This window comes from Luteibacter sp. 621 (assembly GCF_050435445.1).
Taxonomy (GTDB): Bacteria; Pseudomonadota; Gammaproteobacteria; order Xanthomonadales; family Rhodanobacteraceae; genus Luteibacter.
Map to the genome: position 1 here is coordinate 1 of NZ_JBNDKI010000011.1, position 13,090 is coordinate 13,090.

15 protein-coding genes and 1 pseudogene are annotated in these 13,090 nt (G+C 64.1%); 7 read left to right on the top strand and 9 right to left on the bottom strand.

The genetic code is table 11. The annotated features are described in order from the left end of the window. Nucleotides 1-124 precede the first annotated feature (124 nt). Entirely contained in the window at nt 125-604 is a 480-nt protein-coding gene (locus ABIE56_RS12965; protein WP_429244203.1) for an SET domain-containing protein, read from the bottom strand. 151 nt (nt 605-755) lie between these two features. Here ABIE56_RS12965 and ABIE56_RS12970 point away from each other — a divergent pair, with 151 nt between their 5' ends. From ABIE56_RS12970 to ABIE56_RS12980, 3 genes are all read left to right on the top strand, one after another. After that, a complete protein-coding gene (locus ABIE56_RS12970) occupies nt 756-1,247 on the top strand; it encodes a hypothetical protein (protein WP_429244204.1) in 492 nt (163 codons plus the stop codon). A gap of 34 nt (nt 1,248-1,281) precedes the next feature. Next, nucleotides 1,282-3,060, top strand: a complete 1,779-nt coding sequence (locus ABIE56_RS12975) for an acyl-CoA dehydrogenase C-terminal domain-containing protein (protein WP_429244205.1) — start codon at nt 1,282-1,284, stop codon at nt 3,058-3,060. A 94-nt stretch (nt 3,061-3,154) separates the two neighbouring features. Beyond that, complete coding sequence (locus ABIE56_RS12980; RefSeq protein WP_429244206.1) at nt 3,155-3,631, top strand: GNAT family N-acetyltransferase; 477 nt, start codon at nt 3,155-3,157, stop codon at nt 3,629-3,631. A gap of 122 nt (nt 3,632-3,753) precedes the next feature. Here the strand turns inward: ABIE56_RS12980 and ABIE56_RS12985 are convergent, their stop codons facing one another. Next, nucleotides 3,754-4,515 carry a SapC family protein gene (locus tag ABIE56_RS12985; RefSeq protein WP_429244207.1) on the bottom strand — a complete coding sequence of 254 codons (762 nt, stop codon included), beginning with the start codon at nt 4,513-4,515 and terminating at the stop codon, nt 3,754-3,756. Nucleotides 4,516-4,784: 269 nt separating this feature from the next. Between ABIE56_RS12985 and ABIE56_RS12990 the strand changes: the two genes are divergently transcribed. Next, nucleotides 4,785-5,387, top strand: a complete 603-nt coding sequence (locus ABIE56_RS12990; RefSeq protein WP_429244208.1) for an HNH endonuclease — start codon at nt 4,785-4,787, stop codon at nt 5,385-5,387. A gap of 77 nt (nt 5,388-5,464) precedes the next feature. After that, on the top strand, nt 5,465-7,360 hold the full coding sequence (gene dxs / locus ABIE56_RS12995; protein ID WP_429244209.1) for a 1-deoxy-D-xylulose-5-phosphate synthase: 1,896 nt from the start codon (nt 5,465-5,467) through the stop codon (nt 7,358-7,360). On the opposite strand, the gene ABIE56_RS13000 is transcribed toward dxs, so the two are convergent. From ABIE56_RS13000 to ABIE56_RS13030, 7 genes and pseudogenes are all read right to left on the bottom strand, one after another. Next, nucleotides 7,357-7,500: an Imm8 family immunity protein gene (locus ABIE56_RS13000; RefSeq protein WP_429244339.1), complete on the bottom strand. Its 144-nt coding sequence runs from the start codon at nt 7,498-7,500 to the stop codon at nt 7,357-7,359. The two genes, dxs and ABIE56_RS13000, sit on opposite strands and share 4 nt — an antisense overlap. A 45-nt stretch (nt 7,501-7,545) precedes the next feature. Next, on the bottom strand, nt 7,546-7,833 hold the full coding sequence (locus ABIE56_RS13005; protein ID WP_429244210.1) for a hypothetical protein: 288 nt from the start codon (nt 7,831-7,833) through the stop codon (nt 7,546-7,548). Beyond that, the gene (locus tag ABIE56_RS13010) at nt 7,830-7,958 is read right to left on the bottom strand and encodes a colicin E5-related ribonuclease (RefSeq protein WP_429244211.1); all 129 of its coding nucleotides are present in this window, start codon (nt 7,956-7,958) and stop codon (nt 7,830-7,832) included. Before ABIE56_RS13010 ends, ABIE56_RS13005 begins: the two co-directional genes overlap by 4 nt. Before the next feature lie 286 nt (nt 7,959-8,244). Continuing rightward, nucleotides 8,245-8,724, bottom strand: a pseudogene (locus ABIE56_RS13015) (RHS repeat domain-containing protein); the annotation flags it as partial. Between the two features lie 125 nt (nt 8,725-8,849). Next, a complete protein-coding gene (prmC, locus tag ABIE56_RS13020; RefSeq protein WP_429244212.1) occupies nt 8,850-9,674 on the bottom strand; it encodes a peptide chain release factor N(5)-glutamine methyltransferase in 825 nt (274 codons plus the stop codon). Nucleotides 9,675-9,706: 32 nt separating this feature from the next. Then, nucleotides 9,707-10,378: a hypothetical protein gene (locus ABIE56_RS13025; RefSeq protein WP_429244213.1), complete on the bottom strand. Its 672-nt coding sequence runs from the start codon at nt 10,376-10,378 to the stop codon at nt 9,707-9,709. A 255-nt stretch (nt 10,379-10,633) separates the two neighbouring features. Beyond that, the gene (locus ABIE56_RS13030; RefSeq protein WP_429244214.1) at nt 10,634-11,311 is read right to left on the bottom strand and encodes an RHS repeat domain-containing protein; all 678 of its coding nucleotides are present in this window, start codon (nt 11,309-11,311) and stop codon (nt 10,634-10,636) included. 134 nt (nt 11,312-11,445) lie between these two features. Between ABIE56_RS13030 and ABIE56_RS13035 the strand changes: the two genes are divergently transcribed. Both ABIE56_RS13035 and ABIE56_RS13040 read left to right on the top strand, forming a co-directional pair. Continuing rightward, nucleotides 11,446-12,300, top strand: a complete 855-nt coding sequence (locus ABIE56_RS13035; RefSeq protein WP_429244215.1) for an alpha/beta hydrolase — start codon at nt 11,446-11,448, stop codon at nt 12,298-12,300. Nucleotides 12,301-12,342: 42 nt separating this feature from the next. Beyond that, entirely contained in the window at nt 12,343-13,050 is a 708-nt protein-coding gene (locus ABIE56_RS13040) for a TIGR02117 family protein (RefSeq protein ID WP_429244216.1), read from the top strand. Nucleotides 13,051-13,090 lie beyond the last annotated feature (40 nt).

A 13,090-nucleotide genomic window follows, 5' to 3' on the forward strand; every position in this document is an offset into this window, starting at 1 on the left:
CCTCCTCCCCCCCCACCCCCCCCCCCCCGCCCGCGCGCGCCCCCCCCCCCCCCCGCCCCCCCCCCCCCCCCCCCCCCCCCCCCCCCCCCCCCCCCCGCTCCTACATGGCGCCGGAGACGTGGGCTTACGCGGCCTTGCGCTTGGGCTTCAGCATGGTGCCGATGCACTTGGGCGAGCCGCAATGGCAGGCCCAGATCTTCTTCAGGCGCGCCGTGTAAGGCATATCGATGGTGATGCCGTAATCGTAGGTCAGCTCTTCACCCGGGGCGATATCGCGGATGGCCTCGATCATCACCTTGTCTTTCTTCGAATCCTTGCCCGGCTCGTCTTCCACGATCACGGCCTGGCAGTTCGGGTCGCAGCCGTAGTTGATCCAGCGCGCGGTATTGCCGTGGCTGTTGCCGTCGACGATCCACTTGTCGTTCAGCGTGAACAGGAAGGTATGGCCGGTTTCGCCGCCATCGCCGTACTTCTTGTCGGCCTGGGCATGGGTAATGCGGTCGCCCTTGTATTCGACGACATCTTCGCCGGCCTTGATGGGCGCGGTGGCGAAAACGCCATTGCCATGGATGGGGGAGCGGCGCGCAACAATGCGTCGGGTCATGGGTAAATAGTCGTCATGGAAGGCAAACACGGATGATGCCTGCTTGCCCCGCGCTTGGGAACCGCGTTTCAAACGCTGTCTCGCGCTGGAAGCCCGCGCGGCGCTACCATCAAACGAGTGTTCGATGCCCCAAGCCCAGGGAATGACCTTGATGCGACGCTTTCCGATCCTCCGCGTAATGGCCCTCGCCGGTGTAGCCCTGCTTGCCGCCTGCGGCCCGCCGAAGAAGAGCGTATTCCCGCCCGCCGTTACCCTGCAGGAGGTTTCCGCGAAGCCCGGCGGTACCTGGCACGTGACCCTGCGTGTGCGAAACAACAGCTACGGCGGCATGGCGTTCGATCGCATCCAGGGCACCTTGCAGGTGGGCACGCTCGGCGGCGTGCTGCTCGATGCCAACATCAGCCAGGACATCCCTTCGTTCGCCGCCGATGTTACGCGCATCGACATCCTGCCCACGCCCGAGATGTCGAAAGCCCTGGCCGAACTGGCCGCCAAGGGCAGCTCCGGCGCCCTGCCCTACGTGATCAATGGCCAGGTCACTGGCACCCCAGAAAAAGAAGACAAGCCGCGCACCTTCCCGGTGTACGGCAAGAGCTGGCTATCGCCGGTGCCCGGCATCCCCGATACCTACCGCTCGCCCTGATTCATTTCCCAGCCCCCATTCGCCAGGATCCACCATGACGATCTACAAAGCCCCGCTCAATGACATGCGCTTCGCGCTCTACGACGTGCTCGGCGCCGAAGCCGTACTCGCCCGCCTCGAGGGCGGCGAGGGCCACAACCGCGAACTGTTCGATGCCGTGCTGGATGAAGCCGCCCGCTTCAACGAGCAGGTGCTGGCACCGCTGAACGCATCTGGCGATGCCGAGGGCTGCCACTACGACAAGGCCACCGCGTCGGTCACCACGCCGAAGGGCTTCAAGGAAGCCTACCGCCAGTACGCCGAGGGCGGCTGGGCCGGCCTCACGGCACACGAAAAGTTCGGCGGCCAGGCGCTGCCGGCGGTGCTGGGTGCGCTCACGAAGGAAATGATCGATTCGGCCAACCTGGCCTGGGGCATCTACCCGCTGCTGTCGCACGGCGCCACGGATGCGCTCGAGCACCATGGCGATGAGTGGCAGCAGGAAACCTTCCTGAAGCCGCTGGTGGAAGGCCGCTGGACTGGCACCATGTGCCTGACCGAGCCGCAGGCCGGCTCCGACCTGGGCCTGCTGAAGACCCGCGCCGAGCCCAACGGCGATGGCAGCTACAGCGTGACCGGCACCAAGATCTTCATCAGCGCCGGCGAGCATGATTTCGCCGAGAACATCATCCACCTCGTGCTGGCCCGCCTGCCCGATGCGCCGGCTGGCAGCCGCGGCATCTCCATGCTGGTGGTGCCCAAGTTCAAGGTGAACGCGGATGGTTCGCTGGGCGAGCGCAACGGCGCCGCCGCCGGCGCGATCGAACACAAGATGGGCATCAAGGGCTCGGCCACCTGCGTCATGAACTTCGATGGCGCACAGGGCTGGCTGATCGGCCCGGCGCACAAGGGCCTGATGGCCATGTTCACCATGATGAACGCGGCGCGCCTGGCCGTGGGCATCCAGGGCCTCGCCGTCTCCGAGCGCGCCCTGCAGAACAGCCTGAACTATGCCCGCGAGCGCCTGCAGATGCGCGCTCTTTCCGGCCCGAAGCTGCCCGATAAGCCGGCCGATCCGCTCACCGTGCACCCCGATGTACGCCGCATGCTGCTCACCCAGCGTGCGTTCGTGGAGGGTGGCCGCGTGCTGGCCGCCTACGCCGCGCTGCAGAGCGATATCGAATCGCGTGACACCGACCCGCAGGCACGCAAGCAGGCCGGCGAGCTGCTCTCGTTCCTGATCCCCATCGCCAAGGGCCTGCTTACCGAGGCCGCGCAGGAATGCACCAAGGAAGCGCTACAGATCTTCGGCGGCCATGGTTTTATCGCCGAACACGGCATGGAACAGTTCGTCCGCGATGCCCGCATCATCACGTTGTACGAAGGGACCACCCAGATCCAGGCGCTGGACCTGCTGGGCCGCAAGATCGTGCAACTGCAGGGCGCTGGCCTGAAGCACTTCCTGGGCGAGATTTCAGCCTTCTGCCACGCCAACGCGGGCAACGACACGGTGAAGGCCTACATCGGGCCGCTCGCCACGGCCGCGAAGGCCTGGGGCGACCTGACCCTGGAGATCGCCGGCAAGGCCCAGGCCAACCCGGAAGAACTGGGCGCAGCGGCGGTGGATTACCTCTACTACTCCGGCTACATCACCCTGGCCTACTTCCTGGCCCGCAGCGTGCTGGCCGCCGAGGGCAGCAGCCTGCTCAACGCCGAGGGCAAGCAGGCCAAGCGCGATACGGCGAACTTCTATTTCGCCCGTATCCTGCCGCGCATCCACTTGCACAAGGCCGCGATCGATGCGGGCGTCGTGACCCTGCCCGAGCTGCTGTAACAAAAACACGGGAGCCGGGACTTTTCCCGGCTCCCGTTCAGGTGTAGAACTAATCGGGCCCGGACCTCCCAAGCCAACCACGGTTCCCGAAACGATGAGCGACCCAGCGTTCCTGATTCGTCTCGCTGAGAGCGACGACGATGAATTCATCCTCGGTTTGGTCCACCGGTTCATCCACTTCCCGCTGCCCAACGGCCGCACCAAGTCCGATTGCCTGAAAGGCATCGAGACCGACCTGGTGAGGCACCTCGATGAGCAGCCGTCGAATAGCTATATCTTCGTGGCCGAGAACGAAGACGGCGACGCGGTCGGGTTCATCCACCTGCAGAAGACCAAGGATTTCTTCACCCACCGGGATAACTGCCACATCTCGGATATCGCGGTGCATGAGAAGTACGAAGGCTCAGGGGTGGGCAAGGTGCTGCTCGATCACGCCTACGGGTGGGCGAAGGAGCACCGCTGCCAGTTCGTGACCCTGGCCGTGTTCCCCGGCAACGAGCGGGCGCGGGACCTGTACGTGAAGCACGGCTTCGATACCGATTTGGTGCGCATGGCCCGTCCGGTTCGCTGAAGAGCGGGCATTCGCGCGGCGCCCATGCGTCGTGCTTCGCAATCGGCAACGAACGCAATAAGCCATAAAAAAAGGCCGCCTCGTGGGCGGCCTTTCCGTCGAGCGTTACAGCAAAGCAGCGATCAGGCGTTGACCTTCGCGCCGTCTTCCACCGTCTCGCGCTTGTCCAGGCGAGCCGCCATGCGGTCGATGTTCGCCAGCGACACCAGGTGCGCGTAGATCCAGCCGAACGCGCCTTCGCGCAGGAACTCGCCAGCGACCTTCTCGTCGAGCTTGCGCAGCTTCTCTTCGTTGATCACGAACAGGCCGTTGAGATTGATACCGCGGCCTTCCTTCTGCAGGGTGATGGTGCGCGGCTCGAGCAGGTCGTGCTCGCGCAGCTTGCCCATGAACCACTGGGTGCGGGCCACGTGATCCTGGAACTCGCCCAGGAAGTTCACGGCATTGGTGAGGGCCGGGGCATCGGTGCCGTCTTCGTTGAAGAGGCGCTCGCCTTCGGTCTCGTTGAAGCCTTCGTAGGCCTCATCGAGGAACACGGTGAAATCATCGCCCTCGGTACCGGCCGGCTTCTCGGCCAGCACGAACGGGTAGCGGCGGACGAACGCCGGGATGTAGATGCCCTGCTCCCAGAAACCGTTCTCGCCAACCAGCAGGTTTTCACCCTGGCGCAGGCCGAGCAGCGCCATCGGGCCCGCGTCCTCGATGCTGTTGCCAGCGAACAGGATGGGGAAATCGCGCGCGGCCGGGGCGAACTCGACGCCCGTGAGCGGGACGGAGTGGGCCTTGGCGGCGAAATGGATGTTGTTGACGGCCTTCAGGCGAAGGTCGCGATGGGTCGTACGGTTCAGCGCAACCGGACGCTCGTAGAAAAGCACTTCAGCCACTTTCATTCCCTCTGGGACCCGCCAGGCCTGGGAAGCCACCCCGGCCCCCCTTCCAAACCCTGCGGGCTCTTATCGAACGCCCACTATATCAGCGCCGGGTGACAGGAAAAGCCCCGCAAGAAGCGTACCGCCGCCGTGCTTTTCTGTAGCAATAATGGGCTATGCTCGGGTCAACGCCCCTTGTGGGGCGGGGCCAACACCCTGGCCCGCACGGAGTTCGGCTTGCTGGAACGCTCTTTCGCGCACGTGAAGGACGAGACTAGATGACGATGGAAGTGCTCCAAGAGGACCTACCCAAGGTGGCGGCATTGCATGCCACCCGGGTCCTTTCGCTCGACGCATCAGGGCGCATCCTGGACTGGATCAGCTGGCAAGATGCCGTTTGTCTGTATGTCCGGGGCGTGGTCGCCTGGACCCTGGGCGATCCCTGCGTCACCGTCCGCGGCGGCATCAGCCGGGCCTCCGGCCTGCGCAGCAGCCTGGAACTGCACCCGATCGTGGCCAGCACCGGCCACTGCCGGGAACACGCCATCGACCCGGCCCCGGCCCTCACCAATACCGCCCTGTTCGCCCGCGACCGGCATATCTGCCTGTATTGCGGGCACCAGTACACTCGCCACGAACTCACCCGCGATCATGTGGTGCCGATCTCCAAGCGCGGCGCGGACGAGTGGGAGAACGTGGTCAGCGCCTGCCTGGCCTGCAACCTGCGCAAGAGCAACCGCACCCCGCAGCAGGCCAACATGCCCCTGCTGGCCGTGCCCTACCGGCCCAGCTGGGTGGAGCACCTTATCCTCTCCAACCGCAACATCCTGGCCGACCAGATGGAGTTCCTGGTCAGCCACTTACCGCGGGACCGCAGGCCCGGCTGAACCCTGCCCGGCTTTTGCCCGCAAGGATTCACACCCCGTCCCTTGCCCCGGCCCCGCTCAGGGCGAACAATACGGGTATGAACGACCTCTCCCACTACCCCTATCTGGCGCAGATCGAATCGCCGGAGGATCTCCGCCGTTTCCCGGCGGAGGAGCTGCCGGCGATCGCCGATGAGCTGCGCCGTTACCTGATCGAGGCCGTGGCCTCGTCGGGCGGCCATTTCAGTTCGGGGCTGGGCGTGCTGGAACTCACCGTGGCCCTGCACCACGTGTTCGAGACCCCGAAGGACCGCCTGGTCTGGGATGTGGGCCACCAGTGCTACCCGCACAAGATTCTCACCGGCCGCCGCGACCGCATCACCACGATCAAGAAGAAGGATGGCCTGGCCCCCTTCCCGCGCCGCGACGAGAGCGAGTACGACACCTTCGGCGTCGGCCACTCCTCCACGTCGATCTCGGCCGCGCTTGGCATGGCTATCGCCCTGCAGCGCCGTGGCGATAACCGCAAGGTCGTTGCCGTCATCGGCGATGGCGCCTTCACCGCCGGCATGGCCTTCGAGGCCATGAACCACGGCGGCGATGTCGAGCCGAACATGCTGGTGATCCTCAACGATAACGGCATGTCGATCAGCGAGAACGTGGGCGCCATGACCAAGATGGCCGCCCGCGCCATGTCCAGCCGCACGCTCAACGCCTGGCGCGAGCGTGCCAAGAAGGCCATGCCGCGTGAATCGTTCTTCGGCCGCTTCTTCAAGCGCTGGGAAGAGCACGCCAAGGGCATGTTCGTGCCCTCCACCCTGTTCGAGGAGCTGGGCTTCCACTACACCGGCCCCATCGATGGCCACAACATCGGCCAGTTGGTGCAGGCGCTGGAAATGGTGAAGGACTTGCCGGGCCCGCAGCTGCTCCACGTCATGACGACGAAGGGCAAGGGTTACGAACCTGCCGAAAAAGCACAGATCGATTACCACGCCGTGGGCCCGTTCGATCCGGTCGCCGGGCTGGTGAAGAAGGGTGCACCGGCCAAGCCGACCTACACCGACATCTTCAGCGACTGGCTGTGCGACCAGGCGGCCGCCGATGAACGCCTGCTCGGCATCACCCCCGCCATGCGCGAGGGCTCGGGCCTGGTGCGTTTCTCCAAGGAATACCCGCAGCGCTACTTCGATGTGGCGATCGCCGAGCAGCACGCGGTCACCCTGGCCGCCGGCATGGCCGTGGAAGGCGCCAAGCCGGTCGTCGCGATCTACTCGACGTTCCTGCAGCGCGCTTACGACCAGGCTATCCACGACGTGGCGCTGCAGAACCTCGATGTCACCTACGCGATCGATCGCGCCGGCGTGGTCGGCCCCGACGGTGCCACCCACTGCGGCAGTTTCGATATGTCGTTCCTGCGCGTGCTACCGAACATGGTGATCATGGCGCCAGCCGACGAGAACGAATGCCGCATGATGCTGAGCACGGGCTATGCGTATAACGGCCCCGCCGCCATCCGCTACCCGCGCGGTACCGGCCCGGGCGCCAAGATTGCCGAAGGCCTGGAAACCCTGCCGATCGGCAAGGGCGAAATCCGCCGCCGCGGCCACCACGGCCTGGCCATCCTGTCGTTCGGGACCATGCTGGCCCCCGCGGCCATCATCGCCGCCGAAGTGGATGCGACGCTCGCGAACATGCGTTTCGTGAAGCCGCTGGATGAAGAGCTGATCCTGGAACTGGCGCGCACGCACGAGGCGTTCGTCACCATTGAAGACAACGCCATCGCCGGCGGTGCCGGTGCGGGCGTGGCCGAGTTCCTAGCCGCGAAGGGCATCACGATTCCCATCTTCCACCTGGGCCTGCCCGATGAATACCTCGAGCACGGCAGCCGCGAGGAAGTGCTGACGATGGCCGGTCTGGACCTGCCGCAGATCCGCGCGGCGATTCGTGGGCGGTTCCCGCAGTATGTGGCGACGGCAGTGGCTAGCGCGGGTTAACCGCGCTCAAGCCGCACACCCTGGTATTCATCGAACTCCCATTGGCCGAAGCGGTTCAACTGCGCAGCGATATCGTCCCATGTCGCCCCCGAACAACGGGCCGCGAGGCGTTCCAGCAAGCGTTCGATTTCGGTGTGTATCGCCGCCGATGTAGGCTGGCCGGCCGAACTCGCCGGATGTCGACCTCAGAGAGAAATCAGCTCGTAGAGCATATCGTTGCAGCCCTCGGCCGAAACCACCCGTTTTATGCAGTCAACGGCCTCTGCCACCGTCGCGGCGCCCGATGTGTCAACGATCATATCCATGACCGGCGTGAGCTGATCGCCATTGAGGTGAAACCCTTCAAGACCGGCAAGGAAAATGTTGCGCTCCTGAATCAGCGCCAGGGCCCTGAGCAAATTAGCCGTGTCCAAAAGTACCGCTCCGGCTCGCTCAATCACGACGATGCCTTCGTGCTCAAGAAGTGCGTTCAAGGTCCCCATGGTGCCTTCCAGCCTGGATCGTTGCGGTTCGAGATCTGGACGATGTCCCCAGTTACATCATTCCTCACCACATATCCTCCAGAACGGCTGTAATAGGCTGTCGCCGGATCATTCATGCGGCCGCCACTCGCGAGGAAGCGCACGGCGATCTCAACCGGTCGATGCAACGTTTTGATTGAGCACCTCGGCCGGGGTCTGGAAGTCCAGGGTCTGCCGAGGGCGCTGGTTAAGCTCTTTCGCAATGGTGTCGCAGCCGGGCCGGTGAGAGTCGCCTCCGCCCTGGGTCTGATCAAGCGCCACAAACTCGCGCGTTCGATCACGGCCGTCCTGCATTCGCCTTTCTCCGCCGTCGGCGTTCCACTTAAGGGCTTCGAACATGCTGCAGGCCGACATGCCCGTCGGGTCGGTATATGACAGGGGGTTGTTCAGCCCGAAGTGGTAGTGGCCAGCTTGCCTGACCTCGCCCTCCCTCAGGTCAAAGGGATCAATACTGAGGAACCGGCCAACTTGCGGGTCATAGAAACGAGCCTGCATATAAACAAGACCCACTTCGCTATCTTCAACGTGCCCGCCGAAAGACCGTTCCATATCGCCCTGCGCGATAAACGGTGCACCGTATGGGCGGTACTCCCTGCTCGCAATGATGGCCCCTGAAGCGTCGGTCACGGCGAGCACAGATCCGGCGTGATCGGTGTAGTAGTACGTCACCACTTTCGTCTGTGGCGCGGCTCGCATACTGAAACAGAGGCATAAAAGACAAATCAGCAGCTTCACGTACCGAGTCATACGGCTTGCCTCCGATGCGCTTCCCATCCGACGTAGACATCGGCGCCTGATGAGCCCCGTGCCATATGTGTTCGCCACACCGAGCATGCCCGGCATGAAGACGACCTCGCACTGGTTACCCCTCAACAGCCCTGCAGCAAGCCTGACGCTTCCTGGGCTCCCCTTACCTACTGCCTATCCGTGCCTTGGCGACGATGCGCAATATATTGCGATCCGGTCAATCACCCTTCCTGCGATCCACGCGCACCGGTAACACGCTCGCGCTCTTCCAGATCGCGGATAGTGGCGACTTCGAACCATCGGGGCGGATTGAGCAGTGCTCGCAACGCCTCGCCCTGGTTCCAGCCGTGCTCGAAAAGCAGCCAACCAGCATCTGCCAGGTGTGCCGGCGCGCCATCGATGATTTTGCGGAGATCGTCCAGCCCATCCTTGCCTGAGGCCAGCGCACTCATGGGTTCGAAGCGTAGATCGCCCTGGCCCAGGTGCGCATCGGTGTCTTCGATATACGGGGGATTGCTGACGACGACGTCGTAGGTCTCGCCAGCAACGGGGGCGAACCAGTCGCCATGAAAGAAGGCGACCTTCAGCCCGAGCGCACGCGCATTGCGTTGCGCCACCTTTAACGCCGCCTCGCTGGCGTCGACGGCGTGTACTGTGGCATCCGGCCGTTCCTTCGCGATGGCCAGGGCAATGGCGCCGCTGCCCGTGCCCAGGTCGAGCAGGCGGCCGCCTTCCGGCAGGCGGGCCAGCGCAAGTTCGACCAGCAGCTCCGTCTCCGGGCGCGGGATCAGCGTCGCCGGGGTGACTTCGAGCGGCAACGACCAGAAGTCCCGGTGGCCGGTGATGTAGGCCACGGGCTCGCCCCTCGCCCGGCGGGCCACCAGTTCGTTGAAGGTGATCTCGTCCGCGGCGGGCAGCGCATCCTCTGCATGGGCGAAGAACCAGGCCCGGTTCACCCCCAGGGCGTACGCCAGCAACAGCTCGGCCTCGAAGCGATCGCCCAGGGCGTGGCTGGCAGTGCGCAGGATCGTGCGGATATCGGTCATGGTCGCATTCTAGCGGCCGGGCGCCGAGGCCCCTAGGGGCAGCGCCACTTCCCCACTGCGCTGATCACGCGACTGTCCAGGTCCTCGACGAATGCCGCAGTGATGGTGCCACTGAAGAAATCGTAATCTATTGCTGCGTCTGGTAACTGGACCGTACGCGAGCACCCAAAAGCCACCTCAGCCCCGCTCGCTGATCGCTGGGCGTTGACGCCTTTGCATCGCGCCAGCAGTTCATCGCCAGGATGCAGGCTCGGGGGGTTATCGGCGGCAGTGCGCCAGTACATGACCGCAGCACTACCCCCACTTGCCTCGCGGATCGAAAGGATCTGGCCATGCCCACCTTGCGGATCGGGAAACGCCGTGTATTCGTGCCGTGCGAGCGCACGCGTAACGACGTCGTGATAAGTGCTGCCCGCGGGGAAATCAGCCCAGCGACTCCCCCGCGCATCGCGCCGTGGTCCCACCGTGCCAGCCACCAGCTCCGGTGGTAGCAAACACCCGGCAACATCGGATTTGCCGCAACCACGAAAGGCAAAGCCGCCGTTATCCGAAGCAACGTCGTGGGTTAGCCAAAGTGGCGCTTCGATGACGTATGCATGCGGCACGCAAAATCCCGTGCTTGCGTGGTCGAAGGAAAATCGCGACGAATCTGAGCAGCCCGCAACCGCGAGGCAGATTGTGAAAACCGGAAGTTTTGGCGCCATGACGCGTCTCAATCCGAACAACTTGGTGCAGGGCACCAGTCGTATAGCGCCCGGGATCCGGGGAAACTATCCCAGGTCTTGCCTCCGAATACGTTACCGGCGTTATTGTCACTGAAGACGGTTTCGTGAAACTTCACGATGTCATCACGCTTCAGCTGTACCGGGTTGTTCGGCGTCGCACCCCTCGACTCTAGTGCGTCGACATGCGCACGCGCCAAGGCAACGCGTATGTTTTCCATGGAGACGTTGACGATCTCAGACTTCGCAGGGGTATTGGCTGTGTTCTCTACGATCGATTTCACCAACCGCACCGTGGTGATGGTAGTCAGCGCGTCCAGGAACGGGGTCGATCCCTTCTGGCTCGCGACTTCCCCCCGCTCGACGCGCGTAAGGATCGTTGCCTTTTCCGCCTGCCAGGTCGTAGTACCCCTTCCAGTCCCCCTTGTTCGCCAGGTCCTTTTCTTCGGGCGTGACGTAGCAACCCGATTTTCCACCTTCCTTCGTTGCCGTGATGCATGCGCGTCCATCCGGGTCGACATGGCCTACAGGGTTGGCATTCACATAAGCGGTACGTGAGAAGCTGAAGATGTCACCCGGTTTGACCGGGTCGGGATCAATCGAGAGAAAACGCGCGATTTCCGGATCGTAGTATCGCGCTTGCATACAAATGAGGGCGGACTCGGTGTCACCTACGTGGCCGGTGTAGCCGGGCCCATCGGGCAGCGCTCCGATGACCTCCCGGCCATAGGGACGCCGGTCGCTCACTGCGACGACATTGCCGACTGCGTCGGTCTCGGCCAGTACGGTGCCGTTCTGGTCTGTGTAGTAGTACGTGACATCCCGCGCGTAGACGGACATTGAGCACGCGGGCAGTGCGAGCGCTGCCAGAACAAGCACGCGTAGGCCAAAGGCCTTCCTTTGACTTGCAGACACGGCAGTCCTCCATTCTTTTGAATGGTGCGATATGGCTATCTCGGAGATCCCGTGGCCGGGCGCCTCGGCTCGCGAAACACTACGCAACTTCTTGCGATGCCGTCAAGCGGCGCCAGCCATCCTACAATGAACCGATGCGCATTCTGCTCATCACTGTCACCCTCCTGTGCCTGACGGCTTGCCGGGCTACGTTCTTTGCGAGTATCAACGCGACTCAATCGGGGGAAGGCGTGATCGCACACGACGGCCTTATCTACGACCCGGCGCACCATCTGGCGCTTGACGTCTACGCTCCGGCACACGCCGAGCATGCGCCAGTGGTCGTCTACTTCTTCGGCGGCGACTGGCAGGAAGGGAAGCGCCAGTGGGATCGCTGGATGGGCGAAGCGCTGGCAAAGCAGGGTGTTGTCGCCGTGGTGCCTGATTACCGGCTCTGGCCCGTCGTAGGTATGGCGGGCTTTCTCACCGATGCGGCCAACGCCGTGCGCTGGGCGCGCGATCACGCTGCCGAGTTCGGTGGCGCACCCAACAACCTCTTCCTGATGGGCCATTCCTCTGGTGGCCACGTGGCCGCGATGCTGGCGACCGATCGCCAGTGGCTGGCGATCGTGGACATGCAACCGAGGGACCTGTCGGGCTGGATCGGTGTGGCCGGCACGTACGATTTCCTGCCGATCGACGATGACGCCGATTACGTGGGCATGTTCGGCAGCACGCCAGAGCAACAAGCCGCGTCACAGCCGGTGAATTTCGTGACACCCGGTGCGCCACCCGCGTTGCTGCTGCAGGGCGAGGACGATACCGAAGTCTTCCCGGCCGAGGCGATTTCGATGGCATCGCGCTACGACGATGCCGGCGAACCTGCGGAGTTACGGCTCTATCCCGGCGTAGGCCACGAAGCCCTGCTACTGGCGTTTGGCCCCATGAAGCAACGCGCCAGCGTGTTGGTGGATACGATCGATTTCATCCACCGATATCCTAGCCATTGAACATGGACGCGTGACCTCGCCATGACGCGCAACGGAGGCAGCATGACCCGCGGACGCCGCGTCTTGCGCTGGCTGTTTGTCCTCGCCGTTGGTGTCATTGCGGTTCCGCTCACCTACCTGCTCGCCGCCCTGCTGCTCGCCCTCATCCCCGTTAATCGGGACTGGCGACCGCCCCTGAATGGTACGGTCGTATGGTTGACCACCAACGGCGTGCATGCCGGCTTCGCGGTGCCGGCGCGGGACCTGGCCATGGACTGGACAGGCTTCTTTCCGCCCACGCATGCACGTGCGCCGCGCGAACTCCGCGCCGGTGACGTGGCCCACATCGGCTGGGGCGACCGCACCTTCTTCCTCAACGTACCGACCTGGGGCGACCTCAAGGCATCGACGGCGCTCTACGCACTGAGCGGACTCGACCAGACGGCCATGCACGTGGAGTACGGGCCGCCGCCCATCGAAGGCGCGAACGCGCGCCGCCTGGTGCTAACCCACGAGCAGTATGTGCGCCTCGTCGCTTACATTCGCGCCAGCACCCAGGTTGGACAGGATGGCCGCGCCGTGTGGATCAACGGCCACGCCTATGGCGACAGAGATGCCTTCTACGAAGGGACCGGGCACTACAGCCTGTTCGTTACCTGCAACCAATGGGCGCGCGATGCGCTCAGCGTGAGCGGCGTACGCGTACCGGCATGGTCGCCCTTCGACCGGCCACTGTTCCATCAGGTCGACGCGGCCCTGAGGGGCCAGTAAGGGCTGGCCGCACTGCAATCGGGGCCCCGGGCCCGCGGAA

What these genes read in the sequence shown, in the direction of transcription:
- ABIE56_RS12970 (WP_429244204.1), top strand. Translation starts at nt 756, where the DNA reads ATGCGACGCTTTCCGATCCTCCGCGTAATGGCCCTCGCCGGTGTAGCC.
- ABIE56_RS12965 (WP_429244203.1), bottom strand. Translation starts at nt 604, where the DNA reads ATGACCCGACGCATTGTTGCGCGCCGCTCCCCCATCCATGGCAATGGC.
- ABIE56_RS13010 (WP_429244211.1), bottom strand. Translation starts at nt 7,958, where the DNA reads ATGAATGATCCGGCGACAGCCTATTACAGCCGTTCTGGAGGATATGTG.
- dxs (WP_429244209.1), top strand. Translation starts at nt 5,465, where the DNA reads ATGAACGACCTCTCCCACTACCCCTATCTGGCGCAGATCGAATCGCCG.
- ABIE56_RS12975 (WP_429244205.1), top strand. Translation starts at nt 1,282, where the DNA reads ATGACGATCTACAAAGCCCCGCTCAATGACATGCGCTTCGCGCTCTAC.
- ABIE56_RS13040 (WP_429244216.1), top strand. Translation starts at nt 12,343, where the DNA reads ATGACCCGCGGACGCCGCGTCTTGCGCTGGCTGTTTGTCCTCGCCGTT.
- ABIE56_RS12980 (WP_429244206.1), top strand. Translation starts at nt 3,155, where the DNA reads ATGAGCGACCCAGCGTTCCTGATTCGTCTCGCTGAGAGCGACGACGAT.
- ABIE56_RS13035 (WP_429244215.1), top strand. Translation starts at nt 11,446, where the DNA reads ATGCGCATTCTGCTCATCACTGTCACCCTCCTGTGCCTGACGGCTTGC.
- ABIE56_RS12990 (WP_429244208.1), top strand. Translation starts at nt 4,785, where the DNA reads ATGGAAGTGCTCCAAGAGGACCTACCCAAGGTGGCGGCATTGCATGCC.
- prmC (WP_429244212.1), bottom strand. Translation starts at nt 9,674, where the DNA reads ATGACCGATATCCGCACGATCCTGCGCACTGCCAGCCACGCCCTGGGC.
- ABIE56_RS13025 (WP_429244213.1), bottom strand. Translation starts at nt 10,378, where the DNA reads ATGGCGCCAAAACTTCCGGTTTTCACAATCTGCCTCGCGGTTGCGGGC.